This window comes from Streptomyces sp. NPDC005931, assembly GCF_042871235.1.
GTDB lineage: Bacteria > Actinomycetota > Actinomycetes > Streptomycetales > Streptomycetaceae > Streptomyces.
Window position 1 is genome coordinate 77914 of record NZ_JBIAIG010000008.1, and the last position, 15021, is coordinate 92934.

The following is a 15021-nucleotide window of genomic DNA, read 5'->3' on the forward strand; positions in this document are numbered from 1 at the left end:
GCCCCGCATCGCATGCCGGGGCGTTCCGCGCGCCGCACCGGGCGCCGGTAACCGTGGCCGTGCCCTACCGCTGCGGTGCCCGGTCCAGCAGCAGCACGGCCACGTCGTCCGTCAGCTCGCCCCCGTTGAGGTCCTGGACCTCGTTGACGGCGGCCCGCAGCAGTTCCTCGCCGCGCAGGCCCTCGGAGAGCTGGCGGCGGACCATGTGGACCATGCCGTCCTGGCCCAGCCGTTCCCCGCCCTCGCCGACCCGGCCCTCGATCAGGCCGTCGGTGTAGAGCATCAGGCTCCACTCGGCGCCCAGCTCCACCTGCATCCGCGGCCAGCGGGCCCCGGGCAGCAGCCCGAGCGCCGGGCCGTTGTTGTCGTACGGCAGCAACCGCGCGGGCAGACCCGGGCGGGCGAGCAGCGGTGAGGGGTGTCCGGCCAGGCACAGGCCCGCCCGGCGGCCGTCGGGGGCGATGTCGACCGTGCACAGCGTCGCGAAGATCTCGTCGTCCGCGCGCTCGTGCTCGAGCACCTGCTGAAGCGTGCCCAGCAGCTGGTCGCCGCACAGGCCCGCCAGGGTCAGGGCGCGCCAGGCGATGCGCAGCTCCACGCCGAGCGCGGCCTCGTCAGGGCCGTGGCCGCAGACGTCGCCGATCATCGCGTGCACGGTGCCGTCGGGCGTACGGACCACGTCGTAGAAGTCGCCGCCGAGCAGGGCGCGCGAGCGGCCGGGGCGGTAGCGCGCGGCGAAGTGCAGCGAGGAGCCCTCCAGGAGCGGGGTCGGGAGCAGTCCGCGCTCCAGACGGGCGTTCTCCTGGGCCCGCAGCCTGCCCTCGGCGAGCCGCCGCTCCGCGGTGTCGGAACGCTTCCGTTCCACCGCGTAGCGGATCGCCCGGCTCAGCAGCCGGCCGTCCAGCTCGTCGCGGAAGAGGTAGTCCTGCGCCCCCACGCGCACCGCCTCCGCGCCGCGCTCGGCGTCGCCCGACGCGGTGAGCGCGAGGACGGCGTGCCGGGGCGCCAGCTCCAGTACGTGTTTGAGCACGGCGAGCTCGTCGTCGCCGTCGCCGACCCGGCCCGGCGCGGGCAGCGCCAGGTCCAGCAGGATGCAGTGGACGTCGTCGGTCAGCAGCCGCTCGGCCTCGGTGAGGTTGCGGGCGGTGCGGACGCGGATCGGCTTGCCGGCCTGGTCGAGCAGGTCCGGCACGATCGGTGACCCGGCCGGATCGTCCTCGATCAGCAGCAGGGTCAGGTTGGTGTGGGCGGTGTCGGCCCTGTCCGGCGTCTTCCTGTCCTTGTCGTCGAGGATGGCGGGGTTCTCGGCCTGTTCTGCCGTGGGCCGGCCTGCCGCCAGGACCTTCGCGGAGTCCCTGGTGGAGCCGCCGTTCAGTGACGCGGCCTGCGCCTGACCACTTTCCGCGGCCGGGATCGCTCTCTGCCGCGGTACGGGTACGGGCATGGTTTCCGGATTCCTTCCCTCCCCCCGAGGGCATGGTGGGGGCGAGGGTTCTCGGCCCTTCCCCGAGCTCGGTTCCATGCGAGCGCGGGTGCCCCTTCGATCCGGGACCATAGCGGGTGTCGGCGCCGCAGCGGAATGGTGTGAGGCACGCTGCTCGACCATCGGCCCCTGTCATATGCCGCGTTTGCCAACGCACTTGGACAGGCCGACGGCGCCGCGGGGATGACGAACGTCACGTCCCCCCGCGCGCGGTGGCCCGATCCGAGTGGAATGGGTCACGTGGCCCAGGTCACCGGCCCGTTGGGCGGGTGCGCGCCCCGCGGCCGCCGTGTCGCCCGGGCGAGGTGGGCCACCGCTCAGCCGGCGTCCGTGCGCGGGCCCGCGCCGGCGGGTGCGCCCCTCTCCGTCCGCGTGTCCGCGTCCGGGCGCACGACGCCGAGGATCGGCATCGAGCCCGCTCCCGCCGTGGTCACCGACCGTCCCGGGCGCGGGGCGTGGACGATCGTGCCGTCGCCCACGTACATGCCGACGTGGCTGGCGTCGTCGAAGTAGATGACGAGGTCCCCGGGCCGCATGTCCCTGATGTCCACGCGCCGGAGCTGCTTCCACTGCGCCTGGGAGGTGCGCGGGATGCCCCGGCCGGCCGACGCCCAGGCCTGGGAGGTCAGTCCGGAGCAGTCGTACGCCTTCGGGCCTTCGGCGCCCCACTGGTAGGGCTTGCCGATCTGTGCGGTCGCGTACGCGACGGCCTCGCGGCCCTGTGCCGTCGCCTCGCCCTTGATCTCCTCGAGGATGCCGGAGCTCAGCCAGTCGGACTGGGCCCGCTGCGCGGCGCGCTCCTGGAGCCGGGCCAGGCGTTCGCGCTCCTCCTTCTCGAGTGCCGACTCCAGCTTCTCGGCCGCCGCGATCCGCTTCTCGATCTTCTTCTGTGCCTTGGCCTTGGCCTTGCGGCCCGCTTCGAGCTTGCGCCACTGCGCGTCGGCGTCCTTCGCGTACTGCCGCAAGTCCTCCTGGGTGCGGGTCATTTCGCCGAGCAGGCCCTGGGCGGCGTGGTGTCCCTGGCGCACCCGGCCGGCGCCGTCGAGGAACTCCTGCGGATCGTCGCTCAGCATCAGGCGGGCCTCGGGAGGCAGTCCGCCGCCGCGGTACTGGGCGGCGGCCGCGGCGCCCGCCCGGTCCTTCAACCGGTCCAGTTTCTCCTGGCCCTTGAGGATCTTCTGCGCCAACCGGACCATCTGCGCGGACTGCAGCTTCGCCTTCTCCTCGGCGTCGTTGTACTCCTCGGTGGCGACGGCCGCCGCGCGGTAGAGCTCGTCGAGCTTCTTGCGCACGGCTTCCAGTTCCGCGGACGAAGCCGACCCGGTGGCGGGGCTCGCGCTCGCGCTCGGGGCGGTGCTCGGGGCGGGCGGGGGAGTGGGGTTCGCGAACGCCGTGCCCGGTGCCGCCAGGACGGTGACCGCGCAGACCACGGTCACGGCCGCCGCGAGAAGTCCACGCCTGCGCGTACCCATAGCCGTCCCCCAGCTGATTAACCATCAGTAACATCCGGTCGTCGGGGGGATGTTGCCATGCCGGCGCCCGAAACGACAGAGGGAGTGTGCTCCGCTCCCGCCGCCCCGGCACGACGATCGCCCCGTCGGTGTGACGCACGGCTCGCGGAGATCGTTCCCGGCCGTTTCCGCAGCCCCCGGGGCGGTTGTCAGCCCCGCGGGGCCAACGCCTCCCAGCGCACGGTCACTTCACCCTGCCGCCACCGCGCCGGCCCGTCGGTCACCGGCCAGTCGGCCCGGAGGTCCCGCACCGCCCGGATCCAGCGCTGCCGGGCCCCGTACGAGGCGTAGGGCGCGGCGGCCGCCCAGGCGCGGTCGAAGTCGCGCAGGAAGGCGTGCACCGGTTCGCCGGGGACATTGCGGTGGATGAGCGCCTTGGGCAGGCGTTCGGCCAGGTCCGAGGGGCGGTCCAGGGAGCCCAGCCGGGTCGCGAGGGTGACCGTGCGCGGCCCCTCCGGCCCGAGGGCGACCCACACGTGCCGGCGCCCGATCTCGTCGCAGGTGCCCTCCACCAGCAGCCCGCCGCGCGAGCCCCGCGCCGGATCGGCGGGCGCGAGCCGCGCGCACAGTCGCCGCCACACTCCGGCGACCTCCTCCTCGTCGTACTGACGCAGCACGTTCGCCGCGCGCACGAGGAGGGGGCGGCCCGGGACGGGGATCTCGAAGCCGCCGTGGCGGAAGACCAGACCCTCGCGCTCGTAGGGCCGGGCCGCCGCGACCCGGGCGGGCTCGATCTCGACGCCCACCACCCGTGTGCCGGGGGCCGCCGCGCGCAGCCGGTGCAGCAGCTCGACCGCGGTCCAGGGGGCCGCCCCGTAGCCGAGGTCCACGGCGACCGGATCACCGGCGCGGCGCAGTTCCGCGCCGTGCGTGGCCGCGATCCAGCGGTCCATGCGGCGCAGGCGGTTGGGGTTGGTGGTCCCGCGCGTCACCGTTCCCACGGGGGTCCCCGCACTCGGGCGCAGCCGAGGCCGGGGGAGGGAAGGGGGGCGGGCCGTCATGCGTACGAGGGTATGCGGGTACCCGGACCGCTGCGCACACCGCTGCCCGGTCGGCCGCCCCCCTTCCTGCCCGGTCGGCCCCCACCCTCCTGCCCGGTCGGCCGCCCCCCTTCCTGCCCGGCCGGTTCCGGAGGCCGCTGCCCGCTACGCCACGCCCCCCGCCATCGAACGGTTGAGCGAGCATCGGTAATGCTTCGGCAAAATCCCGGACTCAAGAGGTCACGCGGCAATGGGAAGGGGCCCTTCCGGCGTTCCCAGTCCAGAAGGGCGCGTGCGCCCCGCCCGAGCCATGCCCGCACCAAGGAGGAACGCCACGTGAGCCAGTACATCTCCAGGCTCGGACGGCGCTCCCCGGCGGCCTCCCCCCGCCTGAGACTGCACCGCAGGCCCCGCCGCGTGGCCATGCTCTCCGTGCACACCTCGCCGCTCCACCAGCCGGGCACGGGCGACGCGGGCGGCATGAACGTCTACATCGTGGAACTCGCGCAGCGCCTGGCCGCGATCAACATCGAGGTGGAGATCTTCACGCGGGCGACCGCCGCCGCCCTCCCGCCCAGCGTGGAAGTGGCGCCCGGGGTCCTGGTCCGGCACGTCGACGCCGGCCCCTACGAGGGTCTGGCCAAGGAGGACCTGCCGGCCCAGCTGTGCGCCTTCACCCACGGCGTGATGCAGGCGTGGGCCGGCCACCGCCCCGGCCACTACGACCTGGTCCACTCCCACTACTGGCTCTCCGGCCACGTCGGCTGGCTCGCCGCCCAGCGCTGGGGCGTGCCCCTGGTGCACGCCATGCACACCATGGCCAAGGTCAAGAACGCCCACCTCGCCGACGGCGACACCCCCGAGCCCGCCGCCCGCGTCATCGGCGAGACCCAGATCGTCGCCGCCGCCGACCGGCTCGTCGCCAACACCGCCGAGGAGCGGGACGCACTCGTACGGCACTACGCCGCCGACCCGGGCAAGGTCGCCGTCGTCCACCCCGGCGTCAACCTCGACCGCTTCCGCCCCGCCGACGGCCGCGCCGCCGCCCGTGCCCGCCTCGGGCTGCCCCAGGACGCCCTCATCCCCCTCTTCGCCGGCCGCATCCAGCCGCTGAAGGCACCGGACGTGCTGCTGCGCGCCGTGGCCGTCCTGCTGGAGCAGCGCCCCGACCTGCGCCCGCGGCTCTGCGTGCCCGTGGTCGGCGGCCCGAGCGGAAGCGGCCTCGCCAAGCCCGAGGGCCTGCAGAAGCTCGCCGCCCGCCTCGGCATCGCCGATGTGGTGCGGTTCCGCCCGCCGGTGGACCAGGACCAGCTCGCGGACTGGTTCCGCGCGGCGTCCGTGCTCGTCATGCCGTCCTACAGCGAGTCCTTCGGCCTGGTCGCCATCGAGGCCCAGGCGGCCGGCACCCCGGTCCTCGCCGCCGCGGTCGGCGGTCTCCCCGTCGCCGTGCGCGACGGCCGCACCGGCGTCCTCGTCCGGGGCCACGACCCGGCCGCCTACGCACGCGTGCTGCGGGCCTTCGCCGACGACCCCCACCTCACCGACCGCATGGGCGAGGCCGCCGCCCGGCACGCACGGTCCTTCGGCTGGGACGCCGCGGCCGCCGCCACGGCGGACGTCTACACGGCCGCGACACACGCCCACCGCCGTCACGTACGCTCCCACCATGGCTGAACGGGCTGAAGCAGAGCAGCGGGCGGCAGAGGTCGTCGAGGGTGTGCTGAAGGACGCCGAGCTGGAATGGGAGAGCCCCGCGCCCGGCACGTACGTCATGAAGCTCCCCGGCACGCGCAAGCTGTCCACGACGGTGTCCCTCATCGTCGGCCGGCACACCCTCTCCCTCAACGCCTTCGTCGTCCGCCACCCCGACGAGAACGAGCCCGCCGTCCACCGCTGGCTCCTGGAACGCAACCTCAAGCTGTACGGCGTGAGTTACGCCGTCGACCCGCTCGGCGACATCTACGTCACCGGCCGCCTCCCGCTCTCCGCGGTCACCCCCGACGAGCTCGACCGCATCCTCGGCCAGGTCCTCGAGGCCGCGGACGGCAGCTTCAACACCCTGCTGGAGCTGGGTTTCGCCTCGGCGATCCGCAAGGAGTACGCCTGGCGGGTGTCGCGCGGCGAATCCACGCGCAACCTGGACGCGTTCACGCACCTGCTCCAGCGCCCGTCGCCCGGTAACGACCCGGAGTGACCCCCACCAGCTTCCGGAAGTGCCGGGTCAGATGCGCCTGGTCGTAGAAACCGGTGGCGACCGCGACGCCGCCCGGTGACTGCCCCTCCAGCAGCAGCCGCCGGGCCCGCCCGACCCGGCGGGACGTCAGGTACTGGTGCGGCGCGATGCCGTACGCCCCGCTGAAGGCCCGTACGAGATGAGCCGGATGGGCGGACAGCAGCGTGCCCGCCTCCTCCAGCGTGAGGCCGTCGACCACCCGCTCGTCGAGCAACTCCCGTAGTCGGCGGGCGAGTACCGGATCCCGCCGGGGTGACCGAGCGGCGCCCCGCGATCGCAGATGCTCCCGCAACCGCTCCCCGACCAGCGCCAGCCTGCTCTCCGCCTCCAGCTCGTCCCCGGGCCGCACCAGAGCGGCGTGCACCTGTCCGACGCGCCGCCGCAGCAGGGGGTCGCGCAGATCGGGCCGATCGACGGCGGCCCCGATGAGGTCGTCGCCGAGCCGGCTGGTGTCGAGGTACAGCACCCTCTTGCGGAAGCCGCCGGCGGTGGCGGGGGCGCCGTTGTGGGGGACGTGCGGCGGCAGCAGGGACACCGTGTCGTCCGGGGTGCCGTGCTCGTGCCGGTCCAGGTCGTACCGTACGGCGCCGTCGTCCACGATGAGCAGCGTCCAGGCGTCGTGGACGTGCATCGGGTAGGCGTACTCGGTGAAGCGGGCGTGGAACACCTCGACGACGCCCGGCACCCGGGGCCGCCAGGCGGAAACCGACGCCCCTGAGGTCGCCTGGGAGGGCATGCAAACAACGTACAAGACGCCGGCGAGGGCGGATCGGCAGTCTCACTCCATGAGCACAAGCACCCGCTTCGACACGAAGATCGCCGTCCTGCTGCGCGAGGACCTGGAGACCTGGCAGCGCCTCAACGTCACCGCGTTCCTGGTCAGCGGCCTGGGCACCCAGCTCCCCGAGGTGATCGGGGCACCGTACGAGGACGCGGACGGCGTCCCCTACCTGCCGATGTTCCGCCAGCCGGTCCTCGTCTTCGAGGGCACCAAGGAGACGCTGACCGCGGCCCACGCGCGCGTGCTGTCCCGTGCCCTGCCCCGCGCCGTCTTCACGAGCGACCTGTTCACGACGGGCCACGACGACGCCAACCGCGCGGCGGTACGGACGGTGGCGACGGCGGACCTGGATCTGGTCGGGCTGGCGCTGTACGGCCCGCGGAACGCGGTGGACAAGGCGCTGAAGGGGGCGAGGATGCACCCGTGAGATCGACCGCCCCTGGTGGACGGCGGCCCCTCCGTCCCCGGCCCTGCTGCATCGGGTGGACCTGGCGAAGTGGCTGACGGAGGCGTAGTCCGACGCGCTGGAGGACTGGCTGCTGCGCCTACGTCGGTGAGGGCGCGGCACCGGTCGCCGGGCGCGGCTCGCCGTGGAAGACCTGCCGGGCGTGCCAGGCCCGGTGTGCCGCCGCTATGGGACGCGCGCCCGGCTGAGGCCCGATGAGCGGCCGCCCGGACAACTCGGTGACCTGCGTCCGGGCGGACGAACTGTGCCCCACGAAGCGCTGCGAGACCAGTATGCGGTGGCCTGCGCCGACGCCGAGGACGCCCTTGTCGAACAGCCTGTGGTGCAGCGAGCAGAGGCACAGCCCGTTGTCGACGTCGTCCGGCCCGCCGAACGCCCACCACCGCACGTGCGCCGCCTCCAGCCCGACCGGCACGGGTCCGATCCGGCCGTCGTACCCGCAGAACGCGCACCGGTACTCGTAGGCCGTCAGCACGATCTCCCGCATCCGCCGGTCCCGCTGCCGCCGGGCGGCCCAGAGCGGCTCCGTGGTCTCCCCCGGGGCCGACTCCAGCTCCAGGCCGACGGCTTCGCACAGCTCACCGTGCAGCGACGGCGGGAAGTTGGCGTCGAGCAACACGCGTGCCATGTGCCCGAGCAGGGAGGGCTCCCGCCGCAACGCCGCCCGCAAGTCGCCCGAGAGCCGGCCGGCCGCGTTCGTCGTCCGCAGCTCCCGCACACCGGTCCCCGGACTGCCGGCCCCGCGATCGCTGCTCACCTCCCACACGCCGTCGCTGACGAGATGGTGGAACGGGTAAGCGGGCGAGGTCCTGTGGGGCGGCCCGTACTCGAGCAAAAGTCGCTTCAGGTCCTCCTCCACCGAGCTGTACCGCAGCTCATCCGCACCGTCGCGCTGAAACCGCCCCAGGGCATACAGCAACAGCAACGGTTTGTGCGGGGCACGCGCCGCTCCCTTGCTCCACTGCCGCAACGCGGCAGCCCGCTGGACCCAGTTCATGCCCGGAATCGTAGTGACCGTTGCATGACCGACTCAGGCGCGTGTCAGGGCCACGTGCGGTTCGACGCGGTCGTGCCGAACGGTGTACGCCGCCGGTCCGCCCATCTCGAAGGCCCGGTGCATGCGTCCCGGTGGGCGACGAGCCGTTCGACCATCTCGATGGCACGGCCGAGCGCGAGGTCGCCGTAGCCGTCCTTGTCGAAGTCGCCGACGGTCATGGCTGCGCCCTTCGCGGACAAGGATCCGGCGGGCCCGGAAGCCGGACGGCGACCGGTGGCCGGCCGGCTCGGAGCCGGTGTCGGCCGGTCTGCGACTCACCGCGTCCCGGGGAAGTGAGCGGCCCGGTGCGCAGGCGCACACGGGGCCGGCCACGTCCCGCTGCCGGTGACGTACAACCATCGAACCCCGGCACGTGTCCAAGATCGCAACCCGGGCCTGCAAGCCACCCACCTCTCGGACGACGGAGACCCATGCGCGCCACCCGTACCTCCCTGGCCGCCGCGGCGGCCCTCGCGGCAGCGCTCTGCACCCCGCTGCTCGCCGCCCCCACGGCGTCCGCGGCCCCCGCCGGGCTCGCCGACGACTTCAACGGCGACGGCTATCGCGACTTCGTCCTGCTCGGCGGGGCGTACGGCAAGGACAACCGGGTGACGGTCGTCTACGGCACCTCGACCGGTCCCGGTACGCGCGTCCAGACCATTCACCAGGACTCCCCCGGCATACCCGGCGCCGTGGAGCTGGGCGACGAGTGGGGATTCGCGGCGACCACCGCCGACCTCGACCGCGACGGCTACGCCGATCTGGTGGTCGCCTCCCCGGGGGAGGACGTCGGCGAGATCGCGGGCCGAGGCGGGCTGACCGTCGTGTGGGGCAGCGCGAAGGGCCTCGGGTCCGGGACCGTCTTCCACTCGCCCGTGGCGCCGGAGTACGCGGGGTGGGGCGACCAGTTCGGGGTGGACGTCGTGGCCGGTGACTTCGACGGCGACGGAGACACCGACCTCACCGCGATCAGCGACAGCCGGGCCGGTGCCGTCCTGGTCAAGGGCCCCTTCACCCGGACCGGCGGGCACGGCGGCACGGAACTCCTCGGCGGCGGCTACGGCTACCTGAACGCCACCCAGCTGGAGGCGGGCCGGGTCACCGCCGATGCCGCCACCGACCTGTACATCCTCGGCCGCGAGCTCCAGGCCGGTTACTCCGACGGGGACCTGCGCGCCTACTTCCACCGGGGCGGCGCCGACTTCACCCGCCGCGCGGCCGAGCTGCGCGTACCCGACGACGGCGGTCACCAGATCGGCGGCGGCCCGGTCATGACCGTCGGCGACTTCGACAAGGACGGCTACGGCGACCTCGCGCTCGGCCGTGCCTACGAGGCGCCGGACGCGGAGCGGGGCTACGTCACCGTCCAGTACGGCGGTTCCGGCGGCCCCGACACGGCGCGGCCGCGCGTGAAGTTCACGCAGAACACGACCGGCGTTCCCGGCTCCTCCGAGAACGAGGACTACTTCGGCGCCGCGGTCGCCGCCGGTGACGTCAACGGCGACGGGTACGCCGACCTCGCCGTCGGCGCCCCCGGCGAGGACCTGGAGGGCCGGCGCGACGGCGGCAGCGTCACCGTGCTGCTCGGCCGTGCGGGCGGCCTGTCCGGCACCGGGGCCAGGACGTACCACCAGAACACGTCCGGCATCGCGGGCGCCGTGGAGAACGACGACCGCTTCGCCCAGAACCTCAAGCTCACCGACTACACCCGCGACGGCCGCGCCGACCTGGCGATCGACACGAACGAGCAGCTGGACAACACCCGCTGGGGCCTGGTCCACCTGCTCAAGGGCTCGACGTCCGGCACGACCGCCACCGGCTCGAAGACGTACTCGGTGACCTCCCTGGGCCTGCCGTACACCAGGCTCGGAGGTCCCTTCACCCACTGACGCGCCGCTGCCCCTGCCGGTGCCACCGTGTGACCCGAATCCGTCTCACACTCCGGCCCGGCACGGGTGCGGCCCGTCGGCCGGGACGAGCCGCACCCTCCGCCGTTCGGCGTCAGCTCACCGGCACCGGCAGGGTGACGGCACGGGTCTCGCTGTACGGCGAGTAGTTCCCGGCCGCGTCGTAGGTGCGCGCCCGGTACTCGTACGTACGCCCGTCGAAGGCGAGCGCGTCGCAGACACTGGCCGTGGCGGTGGCCAGGCGCGGGTCGTAGCCCTGATGCAGGACGACCGACCAGGTGCCCGTGCCGGCCTCGCGGCGCTCGATCTCGAAGCCGGTGAAGTCCCGGATCGGGGCCGGGGTGTCATCGGTGGCGGTCGCCCGGATGCCACCGGCGCAGGAGCTCAGGGCCAGGTCGGGGGCGTAGGCGGGGGCGATGCCGTCCGGAATGTCGAGCCAGAGCTCGTTCGTGGCGGTGGCGTCGAGCCAGTCCGGGTTGTAGGTGGTGGTGCCGCCGTCGTTGGTGACGAGGACGCGGTAGTGGCGGGTCTCGCCGTCGGCGGTGACGGGGCCGGTGGTCCAGGTGTTGCCCGTGGTGGTGCCGAGCGGGACCCAGACGTAGGAGCCGTCCACCTTGTCGTTGCTCAGGACCGTGTAGTGGTCGAAGTGCGGCTCGGTGTTGAGCGGCCACTTCAGGGTGACCTTGCCGGTCACCTTGTCGTAGGTGCCGGTGAGGGACGTGACGACGGGCAGCGGGCGCACGATGGTGTCCGTGCTGCCCGACGAGGTGTTGCCCGCCTTGTCCTTGGCGCGGACCTCGTAGTAGTAGGGCGTGCGGTCGTCCGGGTTCACCAGCGGGTCGGTGTGACTGCGGGCGGTGGTCGTGGTGACCCTCGTCCAGGTGCCGGAGCCGACGGGCCGCCGGTAGAGGGAGTAACCCGCCAGGTCCATCTCCTTGTTGGCGGACCAGGAGACGGTCGTCCTGCGGGTGGTGGTGTTGTAGGCGGTCTTCACTCCGGTGGGCGCGAGCGGCTTCGTCCTGTCGTACGTCGCCGACGTTCGCGGAGCGTAGGTGAAGTCGACTTTCGCGGCGCCGCTCCAGTTCACGTAGTCGACGCGGATGGTGTGCTTGCCGGAGGGGATGGTGAGGTTGACGCTCTTGGAGCGGGGAGTGTCGCCGGTGCTGGTCCACAGGTCGATTTTGCGGACACCGTCCAGGAGGACACGGACGCCGTCGGTGGCGGCGACGGTGAACGTGAAGGGGCCTCCGGAGCCGAAGTCCCGGGTCACCGACCAGCGGACCGCGAAGTTGTTCGACGGCACGCCGGTCAGCGGACTGCCGGACCAGCTCTGGCTGACGGCACTGTCGCAGTCGGTCTTCACCGGGGTGCTGGAGAACGAGGTGGTCTTGTAGAACGTCCGCTTGTAGACGTTGGCCGAACAGGTGACGCCGGCGGCGGCCGCCTGCGGCGCGGCGACCAGCAGGCTGCCGACGACCACGGCGGACAGGGCGGCACCGGCACCGGTCCGGACGGCGACGAGTCTCTTGGGGAGCACGGGGACCTTTCGCGCTGTAAGACAAAATGATCAGCGAGAAGACCCACGACGGGTGAGGAAGGTTGCACGGCGAGGTTGCACGGCGAGGTTGCACGGCGGGCCACATCTGCCGATGCCGTTTCGCCCCCGTACCCAGGTGCGGGCTGTCCGTGGGTGACTTGCTGTTCTCCGGTGTCTCCGCTCGATCGGGCGCGGAAGGGGCACGTCTCTCTACAGCCGCAGCCCTTCGAACGTCCTGCGCGCGGGCAGGACGCCGCCGGCTCCGGGCTCCGCCTTCCCCTCGGATCGGTCCGCTGGCTTCGTCGCTGTCCGGCCAGGGAAGAGCGGTGTGCTGACCCAGTATCGGTCAGTTATCGTTTCAGATTGATACAAGTCGATCAGATAGCGAAAAGTGCGGCCAGGGTAACGCACCCTCGGTAAAGTTAATCACATGACTCAGCAGTCTCAAGAGATGCCGACATGTTTCGTGATTTCCCCCATTGGGGCCGAAGAGTCCGACGTGCGGGTGGCTGCGGATGACTTCTTGGAGTTGCTTCTCGAACCGGTATTGTCCAGCTATCGCTTCAAAGTGGTACGCGCTGATCGGATGGCGACACCTACCGCCATTACGACGGACATTGTTCGCCTTGTCCAGGAGGCGGAGCTCTGCATCATCGATCTGACTGGGCATAATGCGAATGTATTCTACGAGTGCGGTCGCAGGCATGAGACTGGTCGGCCGTTCATTCAAATGGTGTCCAAGAGCTGGGAAGAGCGACTCCCTTTCGATGTCGCCGGAATTCGCACGCTGACCTACGACCTCAGCAGCCCGCGAGCCGTTCTGATATCTCAGAATGCGCTTCGTGCATTCATTGACGCTATCGCGAGCGGGGAGGTTGATCAGAGGTCTACGGGGGCGTCCATGTCCACGGTCGCGCAGAGCCTTCAGAGGATCGAGCGGAAACTCGATACGCTGACGTCGGCTCGTAGTCGAAACGCTTCCTCAGGACACTCCCTGGATAATTTGGACCTGCTGGTCATGCCGCCCCGGGAAGCTTGGTATACCTGTATGCGAGCGGGCGACCTCGTCGGTGCGACGGCACAGCTGGACCGACTCAAGCGGGCGGGTGACCCGAAAGAATATCTAGCGGCCGTCGGCCTTCTTCTTGCCGCTGGCCACGAAGAGGCCTTTCCCCGCATGGAAAGCGAGATCAACACGTTAGTGGATCGCATCAATGCGGGTGAGCTCGATGGCCAGGACTGGGCTGCTCTCGCTGCCGCATTGGCGGGTCTTAGGGGTTTCTTCGCGAATTATGGTCGCGCGCGAGAAGGTGTCACCTATGTCAGGAGAGTAATCTCGCGACTCCCTGACGATGATGAGCATTCTGAAGAACTCGCAAGAATGTATAACATCGTTGGCATGCTGGCATGGGTTTGCAGTGATTTCGATACTGTTATCGAATACACGTCGCGAGCCTTCAGTAAATTCGACGGAGAGCCGGCATACGTCTACAACTTGCTTTTGGCGTACAAGGAGACGCGCGGGCAGGATGACCCCGCATTCCAACAGTGGCTTGACCGACTTGCCGCGTACGATCGACTACCTCCCGAACACCAGGAATACCTTGCGGAACATGGAAGGGTCTATTCTGGTGGAACAATCAAGGAATCTTCGGAAGGCGTGAAAGGCGACTACTCGGCATGAGCTCTTGAAGCTGTCGGCGTAGGGGCGACCGGTCCATGTGAGGCATCCGTCATCGACATCCGGCGGAGGCGCAGATGGTCGCCCCGATCAGTCGACCACCGAGCACTGGGGCTGGCCGACTTCTGAAGTCAAAGTCACGGGGGGTACGTTGACCACTTATCTACTGGTTGGCGCAGCAATCATGCTGATTGCGGGGGTGGTCCTGCAAGTGTGGACTTTGCGTCCCGCCCGGGCCGGGTCGCAATATGCGCTACAACTCCCAGTTGTGTTGCTGTATGCCCTGTCAGGTGCCTCACTGCTTTTTACGCTCTTTCCGGATTCGGTTTCTGAAGGGCGCGCAATTGGTTTCAGGCTCGGTGGAGCTGCTGGCTTTGTTGGGTTTTTTGTTGTCTGCTCGTTTGTGTGGCTGGCCAAGACGCGAAGGATTGACGCGCTGGCCAAGAAGGTGGCTGAGCTCGAAAAAGAAAGTAAAGACATGTCCAGGCGACTCGTTGTCGCCAGCAAGGGGGAAACCGAGGATGTGCAACCAGTTGCCCATGAGCGCGTTCTTCGTCAATTGTGCGAAGCGAAAAAATTCAGGGTCGGCTTCATGGCCGGTGGCCTTTCTGACGTGAATGGCATCGACGTGTGGGTGAACTCTGAGAACACCCGCATGGAAATGTCTCGGATCACTGAACCAACAGTTTCTGCCACGATTCGTTACTTGGGTTCGGTGAAAGACGAGGTCGGCCAAGTGGTCAGAGACCTGGTCGCAGATGAGCTCAACGACCTCATGCGCGATGCAACGCACGTGCCTGCTGGCCATGTCTTTACAACTACGGCGGGATGCATTGAGTACTCGAATGGCGCAAAGCGTGTGCTTCACGTAGCTACTGTGGAGGGTGAGGCAGGACAGGGGTACAGGCCGGTCCGAGATATCGGTAACTGTGTAAGAAGCGTCCTGTCCGAGATTGACCGTCTGAATCGAAGTGGGGAAGAACTGCGATCGGTGGTGATTCCGCTATTCGGCACCGGTGGCGGCAATAGCGACTTGTCTCGCACTGCACTTGTTATGATCAAATCTTGTGTCGACTACCTGCTCAACCACCGAGACTCAGAACTGCGGACTATTTATCTGCTCGCCCACACAGGTGCTCACGTGGCTGCCTGTGAGGGCGCTCTTGAGGCAGAGACCCGCCTAGTCCCGCGGCAGGGCTAAGGGCTCCTGTGCGAGCGGACGACTACTGAGATATGCCACTTCTCCGCCTCGGTGCTCCTGGACCCGCGCGAGAACATCAAGGCCCTCGCCGAGTACCTGGGCCATTCCGACCCCGGCCCGACTCTGCGGGAGCGCCGGAGCCAGAGCGGAAGTGGAGACAGGAACCGGAGCCCGGTGAGCGCACGGCCCCCTCGCCCTGACGGCC

At 70.2% G+C, this 15021-nt stretch carries 13 protein-coding genes and 1 pseudogene; 7 read left to right on the forward strand and 7 right to left on the reverse strand.

Going from position 1 to position 15021, the window contains the following annotated elements; genetic code table 11:
* Nucleotides 1-64 precede the first annotated feature (64 nt).
* From ACFYOV_RS19860 to ACFYOV_RS19870, 3 genes are all read right to left on the reverse strand, one after another.
* Nucleotides 65-1444, reverse strand: coding sequence for a PP2C family protein-serine/threonine phosphatase (locus tag ACFYOV_RS19860; RefSeq protein WP_389089359.1), 1380 nt, complete (start codon nt 1442-1444; stop codon nt 65-67).
* 356 nt (nt 1445-1800) lie between these two features.
* Complete coding sequence (locus ACFYOV_RS19865) at nt 1801-2955, reverse strand: C40 family peptidase (RefSeq protein WP_389089361.1); 1155 nt, start codon at nt 2953-2955, stop codon at nt 1801-1803.
* 188 nt (nt 2956-3143) lie between these two features.
* On the reverse strand, nt 3144-3935 hold the full coding sequence (locus tag ACFYOV_RS19870) for a class I SAM-dependent methyltransferase (protein ID WP_389089362.1): 792 nt from the start codon (nt 3933-3935) through the stop codon (nt 3144-3146).
* A gap of 375 nt (nt 3936-4310) precedes the next feature.
* Between ACFYOV_RS19870 and mshA the strand changes: the two genes are divergently transcribed.
* Together mshA and ACFYOV_RS19880 are read left to right on the forward strand one after the other, a co-directional pair.
* Complete coding sequence (gene mshA / locus ACFYOV_RS19875) at nt 4311-5648, forward strand: D-inositol-3-phosphate glycosyltransferase (RefSeq protein WP_389089364.1); 1338 nt, start codon at nt 4311-4313, stop codon at nt 5646-5648.
* A complete protein-coding gene (locus tag ACFYOV_RS19880) occupies nt 5641-6168 on the forward strand; it encodes a YbjN domain-containing protein (protein ID WP_389089365.1) in 528 nt (175 codons plus the stop codon). Before mshA ends, ACFYOV_RS19880 begins: the two co-directional genes overlap by 8 nt.
* On the opposite strand, the gene ACFYOV_RS19885 is transcribed toward ACFYOV_RS19880, so the two are convergent.
* A complete protein-coding gene (locus tag ACFYOV_RS19885) occupies nt 6122-6943 on the reverse strand; it encodes an AraC family transcriptional regulator (RefSeq protein WP_389089367.1) in 822 nt (273 codons plus the stop codon). The genes ACFYOV_RS19880 and ACFYOV_RS19885 overlap by 47 nt on opposite strands.
* On the opposite strand from ACFYOV_RS19885, the gene ACFYOV_RS19890 reads away from it, so the two are divergent.
* Nucleotides 6942-7415, forward strand: coding sequence for a DUF2000 family protein (locus ACFYOV_RS19890; RefSeq protein ID WP_389089368.1), 474 nt, complete (start codon nt 6942-6944; stop codon nt 7413-7415). The genes ACFYOV_RS19885 and ACFYOV_RS19890 overlap by 2 nt on opposite strands.
* A gap of 118 nt (nt 7416-7533) precedes the next feature.
* On the opposite strand, the gene ACFYOV_RS19895 is transcribed toward ACFYOV_RS19890, so the two are convergent.
* Together ACFYOV_RS19895 and ACFYOV_RS19900 are read right to left on the reverse strand one after the other, a co-directional pair.
* Nucleotides 7534-8451 (reverse strand): phosphorothioated DNA-binding restriction endonuclease, encoded by a 918-nt coding sequence (locus ACFYOV_RS19895; RefSeq protein WP_389089370.1) that lies wholly within the window; start codon nt 8449-8451, stop codon nt 7534-7536.
* 44 nt (nt 8452-8495) lie between these two features.
* Nucleotides 8496-8690 (reverse strand): FG-GAP repeat protein, encoded by a 195-nt coding sequence (locus ACFYOV_RS19900; protein ID WP_389089371.1) that lies wholly within the window; start codon nt 8688-8690, stop codon nt 8496-8498.
* A gap of 231 nt (nt 8691-8921) precedes the next feature.
* On the opposite strand from ACFYOV_RS19900, the gene ACFYOV_RS19905 reads away from it, so the two are divergent.
* Nucleotides 8922-10379: an FG-GAP and VCBS repeat-containing protein gene (locus tag ACFYOV_RS19905; RefSeq protein ID WP_389089372.1), complete on the forward strand. Its 1458-nt coding sequence runs from the start codon at nt 8922-8924 to the stop codon at nt 10377-10379.
* 112 nt (nt 10380-10491) lie between these two features.
* Here ACFYOV_RS19905 and ACFYOV_RS19910 read toward each other — a convergent pair whose 3' ends face one another.
* On the reverse strand, nt 10492-11934 hold the full coding sequence (locus ACFYOV_RS19910; RefSeq protein WP_389089373.1) for a PA14 domain-containing protein: 1443 nt from the start codon (nt 11932-11934) through the stop codon (nt 10492-10494).
* A gap of 430 nt (nt 11935-12364) precedes the next feature.
* Between ACFYOV_RS19910 and ACFYOV_RS19915 the strand changes: the two genes are divergently transcribed.
* The 3 genes and pseudogenes from ACFYOV_RS19915 to ACFYOV_RS19925 form a co-directional block, all read left to right on the forward strand.
* Nucleotides 12365-13618 (forward strand): hypothetical protein, encoded by a 1254-nt coding sequence (locus ACFYOV_RS19915; protein WP_389089375.1) that lies wholly within the window; start codon nt 12365-12367, stop codon nt 13616-13618.
* Between the two features lie 148 nt (nt 13619-13766).
* Nucleotides 13767-14816: a macro domain-containing protein gene (locus ACFYOV_RS19920; protein ID WP_389089376.1), complete on the forward strand. Its 1050-nt coding sequence runs from the start codon at nt 13767-13769 to the stop codon at nt 14814-14816.
* 36 nt (nt 14817-14852) lie between these two features.
* A pseudogene (locus tag ACFYOV_RS19925) lies at nt 14853-14948 on the forward strand (integrase); the annotation flags it as partial.
* Nucleotides 14949-15021: the final 73 nt, after the last annotated feature.